17 protein-coding genes are annotated in these 19,522 nt (G+C 35.4%); 8 read left to right on the top strand and 9 right to left on the bottom strand.

Annotated features, from left to right (window positions below; all coding sequences use genetic code 11):
* Window positions 1-140 precede the first annotated feature (140 nt).
* The gene (locus EG342_RS05460; RefSeq protein WP_103288749.1) at window positions 141-803 is read right to left on the bottom strand and encodes a 4'-phosphopantetheinyl transferase family protein; all 663 of its coding nucleotides are present in this window, start codon (window positions 801-803) and stop codon (window positions 141-143) included.
* 224 nt (window positions 804-1,027) lie between these two features.
* Between EG342_RS05460 and EG342_RS05455 the strand changes: the two genes are divergently transcribed.
* Window positions 1,028-1,531 (top strand): superoxide dismutase family protein, encoded by a 504-nt coding sequence (locus EG342_RS05455; protein ID WP_103288748.1) that lies wholly within the window; start codon window positions 1,028-1,030, stop codon window positions 1,529-1,531.
* Between the two features lie 53 nt (window positions 1,532-1,584).
* On the opposite strand, the gene EG342_RS05450 is transcribed toward EG342_RS05455, so the two are convergent.
* Window positions 1,585-3,714, bottom strand: coding sequence for a carboxy terminal-processing peptidase (locus EG342_RS05450; RefSeq protein ID WP_103288747.1), 2,130 nt, complete (start codon window positions 3,712-3,714; stop codon window positions 1,585-1,587).
* A 347-nt stretch (window positions 3,715-4,061) separates the two neighbouring features.
* Here EG342_RS05450 and EG342_RS05445 point away from each other — a divergent pair, with 347 nt between their 5' ends.
* Together EG342_RS05445 and surE are read left to right on the top strand one after the other, a co-directional pair.
* Window positions 4,062-4,232 carry a lmo0937 family membrane protein gene (locus EG342_RS05445; protein ID WP_027372130.1) on the top strand — a complete coding sequence of 57 codons (171 nt, stop codon included), beginning with the start codon at window positions 4,062-4,064 and terminating at the stop codon, window positions 4,230-4,232.
* 313 nt (window positions 4,233-4,545) lie between these two features.
* On the top strand, window positions 4,546-5,334 hold the full coding sequence (surE, locus tag EG342_RS05440; RefSeq protein WP_103288746.1) for a 5'/3'-nucleotidase SurE: 789 nt from the start codon (window positions 4,546-4,548) through the stop codon (window positions 5,332-5,334).
* Between the two features lie 179 nt (window positions 5,335-5,513).
* On the opposite strand, the gene EG342_RS05435 is transcribed toward surE, so the two are convergent.
* The 3 genes from EG342_RS05435 to EG342_RS05425 are packed head-to-tail and all read right to left on the bottom strand — an operon-like array spanning window position 5,514 to window position 7,916.
* Window positions 5,514-6,917, bottom strand: a complete 1,404-nt coding sequence (locus tag EG342_RS05435) for a radical SAM protein (RefSeq protein WP_103288745.1) — start codon at window positions 6,915-6,917, stop codon at window positions 5,514-5,516.
* Between the two features lie 10 nt (window positions 6,918-6,927).
* Window positions 6,928-7,164 carry a hypothetical protein gene (locus EG342_RS05430; protein ID WP_103288744.1) on the bottom strand — a complete coding sequence of 79 codons (237 nt, stop codon included), beginning with the start codon at window positions 7,162-7,164 and terminating at the stop codon, window positions 6,928-6,930.
* On the bottom strand, window positions 7,161-7,916 hold the full coding sequence (locus EG342_RS05425; protein ID WP_103288743.1) for a prolipoprotein diacylglyceryl transferase: 756 nt from the start codon (window positions 7,914-7,916) through the stop codon (window positions 7,161-7,163). Before EG342_RS05425 ends, EG342_RS05430 begins: the two co-directional genes overlap by 4 nt.
* A gap of 63 nt (window positions 7,917-7,979) precedes the next feature.
* Here EG342_RS05425 and EG342_RS05420 point away from each other — a divergent pair, with 63 nt between their 5' ends.
* Window positions 7,980-9,017, top strand: a complete 1,038-nt coding sequence (locus tag EG342_RS05420; RefSeq protein WP_103288742.1) for a GMP reductase — start codon at window positions 7,980-7,982, stop codon at window positions 9,015-9,017.
* A 94-nt stretch (window positions 9,018-9,111) separates the two neighbouring features.
* Here the strand turns inward: EG342_RS05420 and fabG are convergent, their stop codons facing one another.
* The 4 genes from fabG to EG342_RS05400 all read right to left on the bottom strand — a co-directional run bounded on the left by fabG (window position 9,112) and on the right by EG342_RS05400 (window position 13,716).
* Entirely contained in the window at window positions 9,112-9,855 is a 744-nt protein-coding gene (fabG, locus tag EG342_RS05415; RefSeq protein ID WP_103288741.1) for a 3-oxoacyl-[acyl-carrier-protein] reductase, read from the bottom strand.
* Window positions 9,856-10,031: 176 nt separating this feature from the next.
* Window positions 10,032-11,480, bottom strand: a complete 1,449-nt coding sequence (locus EG342_RS05410) for a WG repeat-containing protein (protein ID WP_103288740.1) — start codon at window positions 11,478-11,480, stop codon at window positions 10,032-10,034.
* Between the two features lie 65 nt (window positions 11,481-11,545).
* Window positions 11,546-12,220, bottom strand: coding sequence for a 16S rRNA (cytidine(1402)-2'-O)-methyltransferase (gene rsmI / locus EG342_RS05405; protein ID WP_103288739.1), 675 nt, complete (start codon window positions 12,218-12,220; stop codon window positions 11,546-11,548).
* A 2-nt stretch (window positions 12,221-12,222) separates the two neighbouring features.
* On the bottom strand, window positions 12,223-13,716 hold the full coding sequence (locus tag EG342_RS05400; RefSeq protein WP_103288738.1) for a hypothetical protein: 1,494 nt from the start codon (window positions 13,714-13,716) through the stop codon (window positions 12,223-12,225).
* A gap of 61 nt (window positions 13,717-13,777) precedes the next feature.
* Here EG342_RS05400 and EG342_RS05395 point away from each other — a divergent pair, with 61 nt between their 5' ends.
* The 4 genes from EG342_RS05395 to ybeY are packed head-to-tail and all read left to right on the top strand — an operon-like array spanning window position 13,778 to window position 19,454.
* Window positions 13,778-14,365: a thymidine kinase gene (locus EG342_RS05395; protein WP_103288737.1), complete on the top strand. Its 588-nt coding sequence runs from the start codon at window positions 13,778-13,780 to the stop codon at window positions 14,363-14,365.
* Window positions 14,366-14,423: 58 nt separating this feature from the next.
* Window positions 14,424-16,871 carry a bifunctional UDP-N-acetylmuramoyl-tripeptide:D-alanyl-D-alanine ligase/alanine racemase gene (locus tag EG342_RS05390; RefSeq protein ID WP_103288736.1) on the top strand — a complete coding sequence of 816 codons (2,448 nt, stop codon included), beginning with the start codon at window positions 14,424-14,426 and terminating at the stop codon, window positions 16,869-16,871.
* A gap of 2 nt (window positions 16,872-16,873) precedes the next feature.
* The gene (locus EG342_RS05385) at window positions 16,874-19,030 is read left to right on the top strand and encodes a patatin-like phospholipase family protein (RefSeq protein WP_103288735.1); all 2,157 of its coding nucleotides are present in this window, start codon (window positions 16,874-16,876) and stop codon (window positions 19,028-19,030) included.
* Between the two features lie 4 nt (window positions 19,031-19,034).
* Entirely contained in the window at window positions 19,035-19,454 is a 420-nt protein-coding gene (gene ybeY / locus EG342_RS05380; RefSeq protein ID WP_103288734.1) for an rRNA maturation RNase YbeY, read from the top strand.
* Window positions 19,455-19,522 lie beyond the last annotated feature (68 nt).

The following is a 19,522-nucleotide window of genomic DNA, read 5'->3' as shown; positions in this document are numbered from 1 at the left end:
ATATATGTTAATTTTGAATGTGCAAAAAAAAATCCGCAAAATTTGCAGCTTTTATCACTGCATAAGGACTTTTTATTTTACTTTAAGCATTTGGATTTCATCGGTATAATAGGCGGTACAAGAGGTAATTTTCAATTAACTCAAATTTTATAAGGGACAAAAAAAGGTACCATATTTTTAATATTTTTATCTGTAGACGCCAGACTAATTTGGTAATTATTATCCACAAGAACATCCATTATAAAGAATTTATTTCCATCAATTTCACATTCATTATTTAAAATTTCAAAAGAATTCAAAGGAATCATCATCCCATCACCATGAGCCTTTATAACGGCTTCTTTTCTCGTCCAATATGTAAAAAAACTCCCGATTTTATCTTCAGCATGTTGAATTTCCTCAAATTCATTCGTCGTCATTTGAAATCGGAAATCGAGATAATTAATATTCCTGTCTAAAAATTCAATATCAATTCCTATGGGAAACTGAGCAATTGCACACACTACAAGATCCCCGGAATGCGATATATTAAAATAAACCGGGTTCTCTTTTAAATAGGGTTTATGATTAGATGATGTACAAACTTCAAATTCTGCCAGATGAAAGTAGGTATTTAAACCATGCCGCAAAAGGATCCTCCCCAGTAGAGAAAGTTGAGCATCCTGCCATCTTCTGTACTTAAGAATATTCGCTTTAAAATCTTCAGAAAATGCATTTAAATATCTGTCTAAAAGATCCTGATGCTTTTCTTCATTAATGAATGCATGTAGAATTACTACTCTTTTATATTCTTCAGATAACATACTTTATTTAAATTTTCTTATTTGCCAGCAAGCTAAAAATAAACAATTTTTCACTCCTTACAAAACAATTACTAATGACCCTCACCGTTCGAAATACGCCTATTAAATTGCCTCAATCTAAACTCTCCTTTCAAGTAACTTCTGAAAAAAAGACTGAAATCATAAAGCGCTTTGGAAAATCTTTTTTAAATTTAACATCAAATCACTATAAAATCATTTAAAAAATGAAAGTACAAACATTAGCATTACTGGCAGGTTGCGCATTTTTGGCCGCTTCATGTGGAACAACAAAAACGTACTCCGTAAATGCCAAGAGTGGAACTCAAACGGAAGGAACGGCCAAGTTTACCCAACAGGGAAATGAAGTCGTTATGAAGCTTGATGTGATGAACCTTACCCCTGGAATTCATGCCGTACATATTCATGAAAAAGGAGACTGTTCAGCAGCAGACGGAACATCTACAGGCGGACACTGGAACCCAGGCAAAGATGATCACGGAAAATGGGGTGCAGAACACTTCCATATGGGAGATATAGGAAATCTGGTAGCTGACCAAAGTGGTAAAGCAACGCTTACTTTCAAGACTGACAAATGGTGTCTTGGTTGTACAGATGATTCTAAAAACATTATCGGAAAAGGTCTTATTTTACATGCTGCGGCAGACGATTTCCATACTCAGCCAACTGGAAATGCAGGAGGAAGAGTAGGATGTGTAGAAATTAAGTAATCAATTTACTCTGTAAAAAGACCCGCTAATTTCGTTAGCGGGTCTTTTTTATTTTATGATTTTGTTCCCATCTCTGATACAATATTCATTGCTTCCTGCAGGTAAAGATCTTTTTTCAGATTCTTGATCCACATTTCAGATTTTTTCTTGAACGCTTCATCTTTTTTCTCTCTTTCAACTTCACTCGGATACATCGTAAACTGAAGTCCGTTCTCAAATTTTGTCAGAACTTTAAACTTTTCAATCTGAGCCTTTCTATGCTTCATCACTTCATTGAATTTATTGATATTCAAAGTAATGTTTTCTTCTTTGTCCAGTTTTTCTCTCCATTGAGCTGATTCCAGCAATAATTGATAATTGCTGTTTTTGGCCATTCTGTCGGCACTTGCTTTTTCAAGAGCCTGGATATTGAAATAGTTCAGTTTCTCGAATTTTGTTGGCGGAATTTTATCCCAAGCCAGCGCATAATCATCATATCTCTCTCCTACTTCTGCATAGGTAAAGAAATCTTTCATCTGAATATCTGAAACAATTCCTTTTCTTTGGGTAGATTCTCCGGTAATTCTGTAGAACTTCTGAATCGTTAATTTTAAAGATCCGAAATCATCTTCCGTATTTAAGAATCTGTTCAAATCCACAAAGGTCTGAACAGTTCCCTTCCCAAAAGATTGTGGCGACCCTATAATCATTGCTCTTCCGTAATCCTGCATTACTCCGGCTAAGATTTCCGAAGCTGATGCCGACAGTTCGTTTTGCATAATCACAAGAGGACCTGTCCATATCGGAGTCTCATATTTGTTTTTTAAGGTCTGTATTTTCCCGTTTCCATCTTTTACCTGAACATAAGGTCCTGCATCCATGAAAAGTCCCATAATATCGCCTACTTCCGTTAAAGAACCTCCGCCGTTATTTCTAAGGTCAAGAATAATACCTTCGATATTTTGTGCTTTAAGCTTTACAATTTCGTTTTTAATATCATCAGAAGCATTTCTTCCTTTTGCATTTTCAAAATCAGCATTAAAGCTAGGTAAGTTGATAAACCCGTATTTTTTTCCGTTTGGAGCATTCACTACAATACTTCTTGCAAAAGTATCTTCAATAGCAACTTCTTCACGGATCATGGTTACATCCTTGATGCTACCGTCTTTTTTCTGAACTGTCAGGGTAACAGGAGTTCCTTTCTCTCCTCTGATGAGTCTTACGGCTTCATCAGAAAGCATTCCCACAACGTTTACAGCATCATCTTTTGGTTTAGATTTCACTTTCAAAATCTTATCGCCTTCAGAAAGCTGCTTAGACTTCCAGGCTGGTGCTCCGATCGTAAGAGCTCCCAGAAAAAGATTTCCTTTTTTCTCCTGAATAAGTGCACCAATCCCAATTACTTTACCGGTAAACTGGGTATCAAAATCTTCTTTATCTTTTGGAGAATAATAATTGGTATGTGGATCAAATACCTCTGTGTAGGCATTCATATACACTGTAAACCAATCCATTTTCTTTCTCTTTTTGAATCTTGTGAATGTATCTTTTACAAGATCTTTCACTTCATCTGTCGCTTTTTTAAGCTTCTCATCCTGACTAAGCGCCTTAAACTTAATCGTGTCTTTTAATTTATATTTCTGAACAGAATCTTTCTTTTCCTTTTGGGCTTCTTCCTTGCTGTTCATAGATTCCATTTCAAGAAGAATGTTGTATTTAATAAACTTCTTCCATTCATTATACTGTTCCTGCTTATTGGCAGGTACCTTTTTAAGCTTTGGTTCTAAAGTAAGATTCTCTTCTTCCTGAAGATTAATAGGCTTGCTCAGGATATCCTGAGTAATTTTATCAATTTCATCAACTCTCTGGTAAAGCCTGTCTATTGTAACTTTGTAGAATGAGAGGTCTCCTTGCCCAATATAGTCATCAAGCTTTGTTTCATGCTTGCTGAACTCATCCATATCAGATTGAAGGAAATATCTTTTAGCGGGATCTACTAACTCAAAATAATGCTTATAAACGTCCTTCGAATAAGCATCATTAATAGTTTTCGGGCTATAATGAAGATAAGAAAGTGTGTTTTTTACGCTCACCATTATTGTTTGCATCTTTTCATCGTCATTCTTTGGCGAGTTGAAACAAAACATTAGACTGGTTAATGGAATTAGTAGTAAAAATTTATTCAGTTTGAAATTTTTCCACATAAACTGTCTTTATTTATTAATTTTTAAAAAATACGTACTGTAATTAGTAGCAAGAACTACCGGGTCGTTACAAACGATCAAATTTAATACCTTATTTACAAATATCAGGCAGTTTTGATCTTTTTTATTGGAAGAGATTTGTAAATAACAAATCTTATTTCTGTTCTAGCCGATAATCAAAGCATTTATTGAAAGATAAGAAAAATAATTATCTACTTTTCAAATGATTTACTAAAAAGTTTAATTTTCGTTAAAATTTTAAAACAGATACCACAAAAACTAATTATAATCCAAAAAGGCATAAAATATGCAGGTAATTCATCAGATAACTTTAAAAAAATATCATTATGAGAAGTTTATTATGGTTAGTCGCAGTCATTTGTATTGTTGTATGGCTTTTAGGAATGTTGGGAATTATACCCGGAATCAGTACAGGTTACCTGGTTCATGTTCTTCTGGTCATTGCTATTATTGTTGTTCTTTACAACATCATTACAGGTAGAAAACCTCTTGACTAGGGGTTACCTTGTTAAAAGCAAAGTTTAATATCGGGCCATCTTTTACAGGAAGAGATCCTATTTCATTTTTAAAAATTCAAAAGTAAAGTTCCTGGTCTAAAAACAGATTTTTACATAAAATTTTTAAGCTTCGGCAGTCTTTTTTGATTGAAATACAGTTGTATTTAGTTTTAACTCACCTCATATTATCATAAATAATCTGTTTTATAGCAGCTTATTTTTAACTACATTTGATGTGTTGAAAATTCTTATTGTCCCATTTTAAAGATGGGCATACAGCACTGTATTTGAATTAAAAAATTAAAAATAATTTATGGAAAGACCACTTATTCTGGTTACTAATGATGACGGAATTACAGCTCCCGGTATCAGAAATCTTGTCAATTTTATGAATGAAATAGGAGAAGTAATTGTTGTAGCTCCAGACTCTCCTCAAAGCGGGAAAGGTCATGCTATTACGATAAATTCTACCTTAAGTTACGAAGAAGTAAATCTGGATGGCCCACAAACTGATTTTTCGTGCAGCGGAACTCCCGTTGACTGTGTAAAAATGGCTCTTGATAAAATTCTTACAAGAAGACCGGATATTGTTGTTTCCGGAATCAATCATGGAGCCAATTCATCCATTAATGTCATCTATTCAGGAACGATGTCTGCCGCTGTTGAAGCTGGTGTAGAAGGAATTCCTGCCATCGGATTTTCATTACTGGATTTCAGCTGGGAAGCAGATTTTACTCAGGCTAAGGAATATATTCAGAATATTGTAAAAAGAACGCTGGAAAACCCAATGCCAAAAGGAATTGTCCTGAATGTCAATATCCCTAAACTTTCTGCAGAAGAAATAAAAGGAGTAAAAGTTTGCAAGCAGGCTCATGCAAAATGGGAAGAAAGCTTTGATGAAAGGGTAAACCCACACGGCAAAAAGTATTATTGGCTGACAGGTTACTTCAACAATATGGATGAATCTGAAGATGCTGATGAAACGGCTTTGGCCAATGGCTACATCTCTATCGTCCCTGTAAAGTTTGACCTTACAGCGTATGAATACATGAAAACACTGGAAGACGTAATGGCTTTCGATAGCGTGAAAGAAGCAAAGTAAAAGTTGTGAACTAAAGATAGAAAAAGCGTGAAATCAGATTTCACGCTTTTTTATTTAAAACTCTCATCACAGATTGAGGTGATATCACAAATTTATTTTACTTTAATAGTAGCTCAAACGCGATCATCTGTGAAAATCTGTGTCATCTGTGGTAAAAAATAAGACTTACTCCCATGGGGCTAAAACAGTACTTTATCTTCTTTCCTTAATTCCTCAAGATAACTTTTCTTATCATCTCTGTAGAAAAGATTCATGGTTTCAAAAGGAATTAGTTTCAGGTCTTTGTTGACGATATGAACACAGGACTTTTTTACGGCTCTTACATCAAAATCGTGAGCATCCATAAAGTTCATGATAATAATTCTAAACAGATTGTCATAATCCAGATCCGGAGCAATGACTTCCGGAAGGCAGCAAAGTAACTGGTTAACCTTTGGCTGTACTTTATCTACAGAAATCCCGGTACTGAATATATCCAGCAATTGCATATGAAGGCCTTTATCCTGTTCATAAACAATTGTATTTCTCGATTCATTATTCAGAAGATCGGCAGGATTGATATATCTGGTCAAAGGGATAATTTCACCCTGAAGTTTTAAAATATAACCCATCGCCAAAGCGTCCGGATTACACGGAACCGGAATAATATCATCAGAATTTAATAATGGGAATTGATTCAGAATTTCCTGTCTTACTTCCGTTAAGGTTATTTTTTCATGAGCAGAATCTTCCCTGTTTCTTCCGGCAATTTCCACTGGTTGAAAAGTAATTCCTCTAACACATTTCTGTTTCAGGGCAAATTCGATAATCTTTCCGATTTCATCTATATTCTTCCCTTTTTGAAGGACGATAACCAACGTTGTGGAAAGATTAAGTTCATTTAATTTTTCCAGGGCTTTCATTCTGACAGCCGTAAGATCTTTGCCTCTGAAATCTTCCAGAACTTCAGGTTTGAAGGAATCAAACTGGAGATATACTTCAAATTCCGGAGCATAAGTCGCCAGTTGTTCTGCAAATCCCGGATCATTGGCAATTCTGATTCCGTTGGTATTCAGCATCAGGTGTTTAATGGGTTTTGACTTTGCAATATCCATTATTTTAAAAAACTCAGGATGTATCGTAGGCTCTCCCCCACTAATCTGGACCACATCCGGCTCTCCTTCGTTTCTCACAATGGTATCAAACATCGCTTCTATTTCTTCCAGACTTCTGTGACTGCCATAATGCGGAGAAGACATCGCATAGCAAGTAGGACAAGTCAGGTTACAACGGTCGGTAACTTCCACAATCGAAAGACAGCTGTGTTGCTCATGATCTACACAAAGTCCACAGTCGTAAGGACATCCGTATTCTACATCAGTCCCGAAATGAACGGGCATCTCGGAAGCTTTATTGTAGTTTCTTATGTTTTTATAATAATGTACGTCAGAGGCAATTTTTGTTTTAAAAAAGCCATGATCAGGACATCTTTTGGTCATAAAAACCGCTTCATCTTCGATAATAATCTTTGCGCCGACTCTTTTAAGACATTCCGGGCAAAGACTGATTGTATAATCGTAATAGGTATAATTTCTTACTGGCATAATTAAACTTTTAAAATCCTCCCCCACAAATATATCCGCTAATCAATCCACAGATTAAAAGACATATCAACATGGTTTGTATAAATTGTTTTTTGCTGAATTTCCGGTCACCTTTCCATTCGTAAATTATTTTAGCAACAAAAGTGACCACCAGAGAAATAAAAAGTGCTCCTAAGATAATCATCCCGACGATCATGACGACCACTCCGGTTAAATCACCTACTTCTAAAATGGTTAAAGTTTTCATCTTGAATATTTTAAATACAGAGATCTGGTATTTTTAATAATATAAATGTAGTAAATAATTACACTAATGCAAACAATCTGAATAGTTCCCAGATTTCCTACGATTTCTACTCTCGGTTTTATAAAATCCAGAAAGAATCTGAACGTAAAATAACTTAGCATAAAGACCTGGAAAAGAAATCCTGGTGGATATTTTTTCCAGGTCTGAATATATTGTAAACCTATCCATAGAACAATTAAAAACCCGATTTCATACAGCGCAACCGGATGCCGCAAATATTGATCTCCCAAATGCATCCCAAAGATTGAATTGGTGGGTACCCCATAGGTTTCCTCATAAATCCCTGTAAGAAAGCATCCTACCCTTCCTATGATTATTGCAAACATCAGAGGAAAAACAATCAGATCTCCCGTACTTTCTTTATGACCTACTATTTTCTTCGCGAGTTCAACTCCCAGAAGACCAAAGGCTAAGCCCCCGACAATCGTATTATTGGACCAGAATTTCTTAATACTGAAATTTTCAAATAAAGCATACGGACTTTCCAGATTGCCAATAAGCTTGGAACCAATTAAAGCCCCTGCAGTAGCTCCGATCAAAACCGCAGCAGAAGTATTGAATGATAATTTCTCCTTAGATTTTCTTTTAAGGTAAAAATAAAATCGCATCCCCAAAAACATCCCGACAGCCTCAAAAAGAGGATGCGCAAGAATTGTTTGACCGAAAATATGAAATGTTACAGGAAAATCCATGGTTTCAAAAATAATCTATTTCATACTTATTTACTACCTTTATTCTGATAAATAAATTACAAGATGCGTATAGAATATGACATAAAACTGGGTTTTAAGGATGTAATGTTCCGCCCGAAACGTTCTACTTTAAAATCCCGTTCAGAAGTAGATTTAGAGAGAGAATTCACTTTTAAACATACAGGAAAAAAATGGAAAGGCGTTCCCATTATTGCCGCTAATATGGATACGGTAGGAACTTTTGAAATGGCTGTAGAACTGGCTAAAGACAAAATTATTACCGCCATCCATAAACACTATACTCCGGATGAATGGCATCAGTTTCTGCAGAGCCAGCCCGAGAGCATCCATCAATATATTGCCCTGAGTACCGGAACGGGTAAAGCAGATGAAGAAAAAATCAGATTGATCCTCGATAAGCACCCAAAAATCGAATTTCTTTGTATTGACGTTGCCAATGGTTATTCGGAGCATTTCGTTGACTTTGTGAAGCGGGCAAGGGCCAATTTTCCAGATAAAATTATCATAGCCGGAAATGTAGTTACGGGAGAAATGGTTGAAGAGCTTCTTTTGGTAGGTGCAGATATTATTAAAGTAGGTATCGGGCCGGGTTCCGTTTGTACAACGAGGGTAAAAACAGGAGTTGGCTATCCTCAGCTTTCTGCTATCATTGAATGTTCTGATGCCGCACATGGGTTAGGAGGTCATATTATTGCAGACGGTGGCTGTAAGGTACCTGGAGATGTTGCCAAAGCTTTTGGAGGCGGTTCCGACTTTGTCATGTTGGGCGGAATGTTTGCCGGTCATGATGAAAGTGGCGGAGAAATGATTGAAGAAAATGGTAAGAAATACCGTCTGTTTTATGGGATGAGTTCAAAAACAGCGATGGATAAACATTCCGGAGGAGTTGCCGAATACCGTGCTTCTGAAGGAAAAACAGTAAAAGCAACCTACAAAGGACCTGTCTCGGAAACGGTGAAAGATATCCTGGGCGGAGTACGTTCTACCTGCACCTATGTAGGCGCATCCAAGCTTAAAGAACTTTCCAAAAGAACTACTTTTATCAGGGTTCAGGAACAGGAAAATCAAATTTTTAGCTAAGGATTTCAATAATGAAACTTACTAGTTTTTTAAAAACTTAACCTTTGAAATAGGAAAAAGAGGTTACACAAATTGTATAACCTCTTTTTTATTTTTAAGTCAGCATTCCTCCATCAACGTTTAATGTCTGCCCGGTAATATACGCTGACATTTCACTTCCAAAGAACACGCATGCATTAGCAATGTCTTCAGGCTGTCCCCCTCTTTTCATAGGAACTCCTTCTCTCCATCCCTGAACTGTCTTTTCATCTAAAACAGCAGTCATTTCTGTTTCAATGAATCCCGGAGCAATTGCATTACATCTGATGTTTCTTGAACCCAATTCCAGTGCTACAGATTTCGTAAATCCGATAACACCTGCTTTGGATGCAGCATAATTGGCTTGTCCTGCATTTCCTTTTACTCCAACTACTGAAGTCATATTGATAATAGATCCTGATCTTGCCTTCATCATTGGCTTGATCACAGCTTTTGTAAGGTTAAAAACCGAATCTAAATTTACTTTGATTACTTGATCCCAATCTTCTTTGGACATTCTCAATAACAGGTTGTCTTTTGTAATCCCTGCATTGTTTACCAAAATATCAATCTGGCCGAACTCCGTCATTACTTCATCCACCAATTTTTGAGCTGCATCATAATCCGATGCGTCAGACTGATATCCTTTAATTTGGGTTACAGAACTTAAAGCTGCTTCTAATTCTTTAGCTTTGTCTACAGAGCCTGCGTAGGTGAATGCTACTTTTGCCCCCTGTTGAGCAAACATTTCAGCAATACCCTTCCCGATTCCTCTTGTAGCTCCGGTAATTAGTGCTACTTTTCCTTCTAATAATTTCATATCTCTTAACAATTATTTTCTTATAACTTGTTCAGCTTGTGAGAGCTGAATCATTCAGTATCTATAATTCTCTTCTGGAATTAAACGGTTTGCAAAGATATTATAAATTGTTATTCAATACATTTAAATCAATAAAATACATGATTTTTTTATAGTTTTTTATGATTTAACTACAATTACAGTGAATTATTTTTAAATCTTGAGAAATAAATAAAATCAGATTTTTTGTTTTTATCCAGCCTTAACGCTTCCTTTTGCCAAAGGTAGGAATCATAGATAATCTCCTTTAATGGCTCATTTTGAAAGTTTAAAACTCCATATTTCCCTTCCTTTTTTACTACAACCTCATTCTCAGCATTCTCAAACGCTATAATATCTTCGTATTCGAACGGAACAATTTCCGTACCCTTTCCATCCAAAATACCATAAAAATTGGCATTATTTTTACAAACAAGAGGTTTTGAATATTGATTAAGGAGATTAAAGTAGTTCATATCCTGGTTTTTTATCAGGTTGATATCCTTCAGCTCCGTTATTGATTGATTCGTTACCGAAAATTTAAAGTATTTCTCCGCTCTTCTGATGATTACATTTTGAGGATAAAAGCCCATAATCTGCGCTCCGTCAATTATTGTATTTTTAAGTTCCTTATCTAAAAGTTTTTCCTCTCTTCCTTTTTTAAGGTAAATAAAATCCTTTCCGGAAATGGTAAAACTCTTAATAAAATCAAATTCCTGAGGAAGAATTATATTTCCCTGCAGATCAACAATTCCGAATTTATCAGATTTATCCGTGTAAGCGCTGAAAAGATTGTCTGATAAAGGGTCTAGATATTTAAAACTATTTGGATAAAGTTTTTTATCTTTTTTTGCAAAAACTGTGGTTTTACCGCCTTTTCTAAGATAAATAAATTCTCTTTTACCAAAATATTCAGGGGTGATATCATTGAAAAGTTCTTCAGCCAATATATTTTCATCGACATCGATCAGGCCGTATTTACCGGTAGTTTTATTTCTGGTGATTAAAAATGGATAGGCATTGATATCTGAGATTTGTTTTGAAAAGACATGCAGGGTTTTCCCATTATTATCAATGATTTCGCTTTGATTATCGTCGTTAACAATCAATGCTTTGCCATCGTTAAAGGTGTAATCATCTTTAAATCCTCTTTCACTGATCTGCTTACCATTCAAATCATAGAGAAACCATTTTTTATCTCTTAAAACAAAAAAACGATTCTTTCCCGAAAAGCGGATTCTGTCTGAATATGGGATAATTTCTTTCCCATTATAATCATACACCGCTTCTTTTGCCTGTTTGGAAGAAATAATTCTCTCCTTACTCCACCAGGGAGTATTAAAATCATGATCATCAAAGGGAATCAATTCATTCCCTTTTTCATCAATAACGGCAGATTTTCTTCTGGTATTGGCTTCATCCGAATATAGGATAAATCTGTTTTTAAAAATATGTAAAATGCTGCCTTTGTAAGGGGATTCAAAAGTAATAGTACCCAAAGAGTCTACAATACCCTGCTTTTTTGAAGCAGGATCATAAACAGTTCCATATCCTTCAGCATAGGAGTTTACTTCCTGTCCGGTTTTTTTGGATAGGATAACCTTCATGTACTGGTTAGTTTGTGCCGTACAAACTGCAGAACATAATACGAAAAGTAATTTTTTCAATGAAATCAGATAGAATTGTTGACAATAAGAACGATCTCTCCTTTTAAAGTTTTCGACTTGGAAAATTCAATTAGTTCATTGATTGTTCCACGTTTTGTTTCTTCAAACTTCTTAGAAATCTCGCGACTTAAACTTACTTTTGTTTCTTCTCCAAAGAATTCTTTAATCTGCTCGAGAGTTGTATTGATTTTATGGGGACTTTCATATAAAACAATAGTCTTCTTTTCTTCGGCAAGCTGCTTCAGTTTTGTCTGTCTTCCTTTTTTCTGAGGTAAAAAACCTGCAAATAAAAATTCATTATTCGGCAGACCTGAGACTACCAATGCAGGAATCAATGCTGTTGCTCCCGGAAGGCAGATCATCTGAATATTATTATCTGCACCGGCTTTTGCCAGCAGATAACCCGGATCTGAAATACCGGGTGTTCCGGCATCTGTGATAATAGCGATATTCTGACCGTTTTTAAGGTCTGTAATCACTTTTTCCGTAGCCTGATGCTCGTTGTGTAAATGATACGATTTTAAAGGCTTGGAGATTTCGAAATGCTTTAAAAGTATTCCTGAAGTCCTGGTGTCTTCGCATAAAATATAGTCAACTTCTTTAAGGACATTCACCGCCCTGAAAGTCATATCTTCAAGGTTCCCGACTGGTGTGGGAACAAAATATAAGATTCCGCTCAAAATTATAAGAATTTATTTTCCACCAATATCCAAAGTCTCTGTGCATATTCGTCCACCTTACTCCACTTTCTGTCGTAATAAAGATCGCTCAGGTATTCTTTAGCTTCTTCCAATGTTCTGAAATGGTTCAGCTGCGCTATGGCATCATTAAGATCAGTCTGACTTCCTTCAAATAACATTTTTGAGAAAGCAATTCTGTCATTCAAATCTAATTTAAATTCCGGTTTTTGCTTTTCGGCTTCCATAAAATTGGTTGGAATATTAGATTTAAGAATACTTCCCGTATCTTCTTTTACAGCTGGATTTTCGATTTCCTTTGGAGTTTCTCTTTCCAGAGGATCATCGTCAAAAAGTGACTGCACTGCTTTCAGTCCTTTGATATTGGATAATTTTATTTTTTTCTCCTGATGATATTCGTCCAGATTTTCAAAACTTTCATCAGAAGGATGTATTTCTGTTTCTTCGGGAACAGGTTTGTCTATCTCAACAATTTTTCTCCTGTCATATACTTCTGCAAGTATATTTTCCTTTTTCTCTTCCTCTGAATGATCGTTTTTAATCTCACTCAGGATATTATCTACATTGGAAGTTTCAGTAACCAATTCTCCTTGTTCTATGGAGGAATTTGATGGACTGAATTGTTCTTCACTTTCTTCAATCAGCATTTCATCATCAAGGGTTTCCGTATCAAAAATACTTGGAATCGTTTCCTTTACTGTATTTTCTCTGATTTGAGTTATTTCGGCATGATCTGCATCGTTTTTTGATTCAGGCTCAGAAATGTTCTCATCCTGATCAATTTCATTCAGTTGATTATTAAATATCGCCTCCTCTTCTGTCACGTCATCAGTAAACATCTCTTCATTGATATCTTCATCTGAATCCGGGTGAGCATCTGAAAGAATTTTTTCTTCATCCACAAAACTCATAACAGCTCCGTATGGCTCTGTTTCTGAAGATTCATTTTCGATATCATTCAACTGGCTATTGAAAACATCATCATCCTCTGCTGTAGGATCAGGAAGGGTTTCCTCACTATTTTCAGCCGGCTTCCCTTCATAGTTTTCTGCTGCAAAACTTACGATATTCTCATGGAATTCATTTTCAACAATCTCATTCAGCTGGTTATTGAATACGGCTTCTTCCTCATTGCTTTCATGAAGGAAATGATCATTTTCATGCTCGTCAATTTCATTTAGCTCGTTATTAAAAATAGCCTCTTCTTCTGTTACTTCGTTGTGATGGTCATGATGATGATCCTGTTCTCCCGAGGCAAAAGAAACGTGCTTATTTTCCGAATGCTGAAGATGATCATCAGCCACGAAATATTCAATATTCTTTTCCAGTAGTTTCAAAAAAGAAATCCTGTTAGCAAGCTCATCTACAAGATCTTGCTTGGAAAGTAATTCGTCTACGTTATTTATTTTATCCAGATTATCAATGATATTCATGGACTCAAAAAAAATCTTTTCCTTTAAATCTTGGATATTTTGCATAATAAGATTCTTATTAAAATTGCTTACTTTTGATGTTAAAAATATACGGCTAATTTAACAAATGTTTTTAGAAAATACAATTAATCATTCCAAACAAAGCGGTTGGATGGAAGTGATCTGTGGCTCTATGTTTTCTGGTAAAACTGAAGAATTGATCAGAAGATTGCGAAGAGCAGAAATGGCGGGACAGAATGTAGAAATTTTTAAACCGAAACTGGATATCCGGTATTCTGAAGAGGATGTAGTTTCTCATAATCAGAATAAAATTCGTAGTACCGCAGTAGAAAATCCTAATGAAATTCTGCTGTTGGCTTCCAATTGTGATGTAGTAGCCATTGATGAAGCCCAGTTTTTTGATGAAAGTATTGTAGATGTTGCCAACCAACTTGCCAATAGTGGAATAAGAGTGGTTATAGCCGGATTGGATATGGATTTTCTGGGACGTCCGTTCGGGCCGATGCCCAACTTAATGGCTACGGCAGAATATGTAACAAAAGTGCATGCTATTTGTAAGAGAACTGGTAATCTTGCCAATTATTCCATGAGAACTTCACAAGGAGATAATCTCGTAGAACTGGGAGAAACCGAGAGTTATGAAGCAGTAAGCCGCCGCGTATTTATTGATGAAGTACTTTTAAAGAGAAAATAAAATATTCATAAAAACTGATTAGCAAATTTGCTATTAAAATAAAGCAGAAAGGGCACCAATGAACTATACAGTACAACACATTGCAGAAATCACCAATAGTCAGGTTATTGGAGACAAAAGTTTAATGATTAAAAATATCGCATATGACAGCAGGATTATTTATTCGATAAAAAACACTGCTTTTATTGCGATTAATACCCCGAAAAATTCGGGTGAAAAATATATTGAATCTGCAATTGACCGGGGAATTAATATCATTATTTCTGAACGTCAATATCCACAGTTTGAAAATATCACGTGGATCATTGTTGAAAATTCTATAGATTTTCTTCAAAAATTAGCAAAATATCATTTTGAAAATTCTCATCTACAATCGATCGGAATCACAGGAAGCAACGGGAAAACTATTTTAAAAGAATGGTTATACCAATGTTTATGGAATGAATTTGCTACTGTAAAAAGTCCCAAGAGTTTTAATTCTCAGATTGGCCTTCCCCTTTCTCTTCTTCAAATCAACAGTTCTCATCAACTAGGAATTTTTGAAGTAGGAATATCTCATCCGAACGAAATGGAAAAGCTTAAACATATTTTCCATCCTCAGATCGGATTGCTTACCCATATCGGAACTGCCCATGCAGCCAATTTTTCTTCCGAAGAACAGTTGATTGATGAAAAGATTAAACTTTTCAAAGATTCGCAGGTGATCATTTATAATGGTGACCATCCTTTGGTTGATGAAAAAATTAAAAATTCATATGCTGATAAAAAATTAATTTCTTACGGTTTTAAAAAAGAAAATAATGTCTTCATCAAAAACAATATTTCCAAAGATGAAAACATCATTGTTGAATATTTTGGTGAAGAAATCAGTTTTCCTGCTCATCAAAGAGACGAAGCGACATTAACCAACGCTATGGCGCTTATCACAGTCCTTAAGGAGTTACATATCGAAAATAAAAAGATCGTTGAAAAAATCAACCTTTTAAAAGCCGTTGAAATGAGGCTTGAAGCGATCGAAGGAAATAAAGGGAATATTATCATCAACGATTCTTTTAACCTGGATCTCGATTCTTTAAAGACTGCCCTTCAATTTTTGAATGAATACAATAAACAAAAGAAATCTTTGGTCTTAACAGATATAGTAGGAGTGAATGCGAATTCCAAAGAACTGTATGAAGAGGTTTCTGAATTGGTGAACGAGCAACATTTTGATTCCGTCTTCCTGATCGGCGATGAAATTTCAAAGTTTAGTGAATTATTTAAAAGTAAAACATTTACTTTCATTGATACCAAAGAGTTGATTGAAAGCAAACACCTTACTGAAATAGAAAACCAGATTATTTTACTGAAAGGAGCAAGAAAATTTGAGATTGAAAAACTTAAAGATATCCTTGAACTCAGAAAACACGATACCGTACTGGAAGTAAATCTGAATGCTATTCTTCATAATATCAATTATCACAAATCACTGCTGAAGCCCGGAACAAAAATGATGGCCATGGTAAAAGCCAACGCTTACGGATTGGGCAGCTACGAAATATCTGAATTTCTTCAGTATCATCACATCGATTATCTTGGTGTAGCATATGTAGACGAAGGTGTGGAGCTTCGTAAAAAAGGAATCACCACTCCTATTATAGTGATGAATCCTGAGCAACACAGCTACCACACTATTATTGAATACAACCTGGAGCCAGAAATTTACAGTTTCAGAGTGCTCGAACTATTTTATGAAGCGGTACAGAAATCCGGATACGATAAAAAATATCCGATTCATATCAAACTGGAAACAGGAATGCACCGTCTTGGTTTTAAAGATTTTGAATTGGATCAGCTTAGTGAAACTTTAAGTGAGAAAAATCTGAAAATACAGAGTATGTTCAGCCACTTGTCATCTTCAGATATGCCCGAAGAAAAAGAGTTTACTTTAAAGCAGTTTGAGATTTTCGAAAAAAATTCAAGTTATTTAATAGAAAAAATTGGTTACGCTCCACTTCGTCATATTTTGAATTCTTCTGGAATTACTAGCTATTCTGATCATCAGTATGATATGGTGAGAATAGGAATAGGAATGTTGGGAGAATCACCGGACGAGAAGATACAAAATCAACTGCAGTCTGTAGTTAGCTTTAAAACTGTAATTTCACAAATTTCAATGGTTGAAAACGGAGAATCGGTAGGCTACAGCAGAAAATATAAAGCAGATCATCTGACAAAGATTGCTACCATTCCTGTTGGCTATGCAGACGGAATCCCGAGATTAATCGGAAATCAGGTAGGAAGTTTAGGCGTTAATAAAACGTTAGCTCCTATCGTTGGAAATATCTGCATGGATATGATGATGATTAATGTTGACAATATTCCGAATGTAAAAGACGGAGATACTGTAACTGTTTTCAATGCCAAACCAAGCTTAAAAGAATTCGCAGGCTACTGCAAAACTATAACCTATGAAGTATTAACCTCCATTTCACCTCGGGTGAAACGGATTTATATAAAAGATTAACTATGAGAAAACTCCTGATTCTTCTTTTCGTATTCCAGCTCCTTTTGATCCATTCTCAGGTAAAAAAGAACTTAGTGATTCCGAAAAATCCCAAAATAGGATTATCACTTGCAGGTGGTGGTGCCAAAGGCTTTTCACATGTTGGAGTACTTAAAGTATTAGATTCGCTAGGAGTAAAAGTAGATTATATTGCCGGAACCAGTATGGGAGCCATTGTTGGAGGACTTTACGCTTCCGGCTATTCAGGGAAAGAAATAGAAAAAATTGTAATGGATACAGATTTCTATTCTCTGATTATGGATCCAAAATCCAGGCAGGAAGCCAGTTTTTTCAATAAATCTGTAGATAAATATCTGTTATCTATTCCTTTGAAAAACGGAAAAATTACACTTCCCTCTTCCATCAGTACAGGGCAACGAAATGTCTATTTGCTAAAAGAGCTTTTTAAAAATGTCTCAAATATTGATGATTTTTCTAAAATGCCCATTCCTTTTTTATGTGTTGCCACCAATCTTGAAAGTGGAAATATGCAGATATTTGAAAAAGGAGATCTTGTACAATCCATCATGGCCAGCTCAGCGTTTCCATCTTTAATGGATCCCGTTAAAATCGGAGACAGTATTTATATTGATGGTGCTATGACGGTAAATTATCCTTCAAAGCCTTTAAAAGACAAGGGAATTGATATCGTCATCGGTGTTGACCTGAACCAGGATCTGTCCAAAAGAGAAGATTTAAACAATATTATATCCATCCTGAACCAGGTGATCGATTTCGGAATAAAAAGAGATACAAAAAAACAGTACAGATACACAGATATTAACATTAAGCCTGACCTTAAAGGAATGTCTGCAACCAGTTATGATGATAAGAAAAAAATCCTCGATAGCGGGTATGCAGAAGGCTTAAAATACACGAAAATACTGGATGAGCTTCCTAAACGTCCCTTTGACCGTCTAAGACAGCAAATAAACCCAATATACTCCAATGTATATAAGATTGACAGTATATCCATTGAAGGAAGCAAAATCTACGGTAAAAACTATGTTTTAGGGAAAATGGGATTACGTCTCCCCTCTCTTCAAACCTACGGCAATGTCAACAAAATGATTGATAAATTGGTTGCTACCAATAACTATAAATTCATTAACTATGATATTGTTCAGGAAAATAACGCCAACTACTTAAAGCTGTATGTCACAGAAGACGATGCGCGCCATTTTTTAAAATTCGGATTACATTATGACGAAGTTTTCAAAACAGGTCTTTTGTTGAATTATTCAGCGAAAAGACTTTTATTTAAAAACTCCAATCTTTCAGTAGATGTCATTGTAGGAGACAGACTCAGATATTATCTGAATTACTTTATTGACAACGGATATATTCCGGGATTCGGTATTTACTCTTCCGGTATGAGTTTCGACTTGAAAAATGCGGATAATAATGTCATGGATAAATGGGCCTGGACCAGAAACGAGGCCTATATACAGTCTATTTGGAAGGATAAATTCGCTATTGGAGGTGGAATAAGCCACGACTATTTCAGAGCCGAAATTAACGGTGATAATAAGCGATACGGACGTTTTCTAAATCCATATATATTCTTAAAAAGCGATACACAGGATGATAAAGAATTTCCAACAAAAGGAGTTTACTTTTCCGCGGAAGGAAAGGTCATTGATCTTCTGAAATCCGAGGTAGATAAAAGGATCGTCCAGATAAAGGCCGATCTGAGGATAAATATTCCTCTCTGGAAACAATTTACTTATCGTCTTAATTTATTTGGTGGAATAACATTAGGGGAACATCTCCCCCAATACTACCAGTACAGACTGGGTGGAATATTTGAGCAGAATATTATTAATTTCAGAAGCTTTGGTGGATTTTATTTTGCCCAGCTGAACACTAATAATGTGATTATTGCCTCGAATGATATCCAGTTCAGGTTTAACAAAAACTATTTTGTCAGCGGAAACTTTAGCTTTGCCAACCTTTCCAATGATATAAAATTCGAGGATGCCGTTAAAGTAAATTATAGCTCATTAGGGATTACCGCAGGGTATAAATCTCCTTTCGGGCAAATTAAAGTAAACTTTAGCCACTCACTTAAAAACAATCAAAAAGGTATATTCAGTGTGATATTAGGGCACTGGTTTTAAAAAAATGATACAGTTCTTTTACGAAAATTTACCGGAGTCGGTAAATACAGATTACAAAAAATGGCTGGAAGATCTTATTCTTTCAGAAGGAAAAAAGCTAGGCGAAATCAATTATATTTTCTGCGATGATGAATATCTTTTAAAGATTAATCAGGATTATTTACAGCATGATTATTACACCGACATCATCACTTTTGATTATGTAAAAGGCAAAACTATAAGCGCTGAGATTTTCGTATCTTTGCAGCGCATTTCTGATAACGCCTCTACCCTTTCGAGAGATCACGAGGAAGAATTAAGAAGGGTTTTAGCCCATGGAATTCTACACCTGGCGGGGTATAAAGATAAGACGGAAGAGGAAGAAAAAGAGATGCGAAGAATGGAAGATTTGTACTTAGACAAATATAGGGATTCAAGGATTTAAATTGAACAATCACTTAAAGTCCGATATGTAAAGTGCTCAAATATAGCAATAATACAAGATCACTTAGA

This window comes from Chryseobacterium lactis (assembly GCF_003815875.1).
Lineage (GTDB): Bacteria > Bacteroidota > Bacteroidia > Flavobacteriales > Weeksellaceae > Chryseobacterium > Chryseobacterium lactis.
Note: the sequence above shows the minus strand (reverse complement) of the source record. Positions and strands in the feature narration are given on the sequence as shown.

Coding starts and splice junctions, on each gene's coding strand:
- EG342_RS05460 (WP_103288749.1), bottom strand. CDS start 803: ATGTTATCTGAAGAATATAAAAGAGTAGTAATTCTACATGCATTCATT.
- EG342_RS05455 (WP_103288748.1), top strand. CDS start 1,028: ATGAAAGTACAAACATTAGCATTACTGGCAGGTTGCGCATTTTTGGCC.
- EG342_RS05450 (WP_103288747.1), bottom strand. CDS start 3,714: ATGTGGAAAAATTTCAAACTGAATAAATTTTTACTACTAATTCCATTA.
- EG342_RS05445 (WP_027372130.1), top strand. CDS start 4,062: ATGAGAAGTTTATTATGGTTAGTCGCAGTCATTTGTATTGTTGTATGG.
- surE (WP_103288746.1), top strand. CDS start 4,546: ATGGAAAGACCACTTATTCTGGTTACTAATGATGACGGAATTACAGCT.
- EG342_RS05435 (WP_103288745.1), bottom strand. CDS start 6,917: ATGCCAGTAAGAAATTATACCTATTACGATTATACAATCAGTCTTTGC.
- EG342_RS05430 (WP_103288744.1), bottom strand. CDS start 7,164: ATGAAAACTTTAACCATTTTAGAAGTAGGTGATTTAACCGGAGTGGTC.
- EG342_RS05425 (WP_103288743.1), bottom strand. CDS start 7,916: ATGGATTTTCCTGTAACATTTCATATTTTCGGTCAAACAATTCTTGCG.
- EG342_RS05420 (WP_103288742.1), top strand. CDS start 7,980: ATGCGTATAGAATATGACATAAAACTGGGTTTTAAGGATGTAATGTTC.
- fabG (WP_103288741.1), bottom strand. CDS start 9,855: ATGAAATTATTAGAAGGAAAAGTAGCACTAATTACCGGAGCTACAAGA.
- EG342_RS05410 (WP_103288740.1), bottom strand. CDS start 11,480: ATGAAGGTTATCCTATCCAAAAAAACCGGACAGGAAGTAAACTCCTAT.
- EG342_RS05400 (WP_103288738.1), bottom strand. CDS start 13,716: ATGCAAAATATCCAAGATTTAAAGGAAAAGATTTTTTTTGAGTCCATG.
- EG342_RS05395 (WP_103288737.1), top strand. CDS start 13,778: ATGTTTTTAGAAAATACAATTAATCATTCCAAACAAAGCGGTTGGATG.
- EG342_RS05390 (WP_103288736.1), top strand. CDS start 14,424: ATGAACTATACAGTACAACACATTGCAGAAATCACCAATAGTCAGGTT.
- EG342_RS05385 (WP_103288735.1), top strand. CDS start 16,874: ATGAGAAAACTCCTGATTCTTCTTTTCGTATTCCAGCTCCTTTTGATC.
- ybeY (WP_103288734.1), top strand. CDS start 19,035: ATGATACAGTTCTTTTACGAAAATTTACCGGAGTCGGTAAATACAGAT.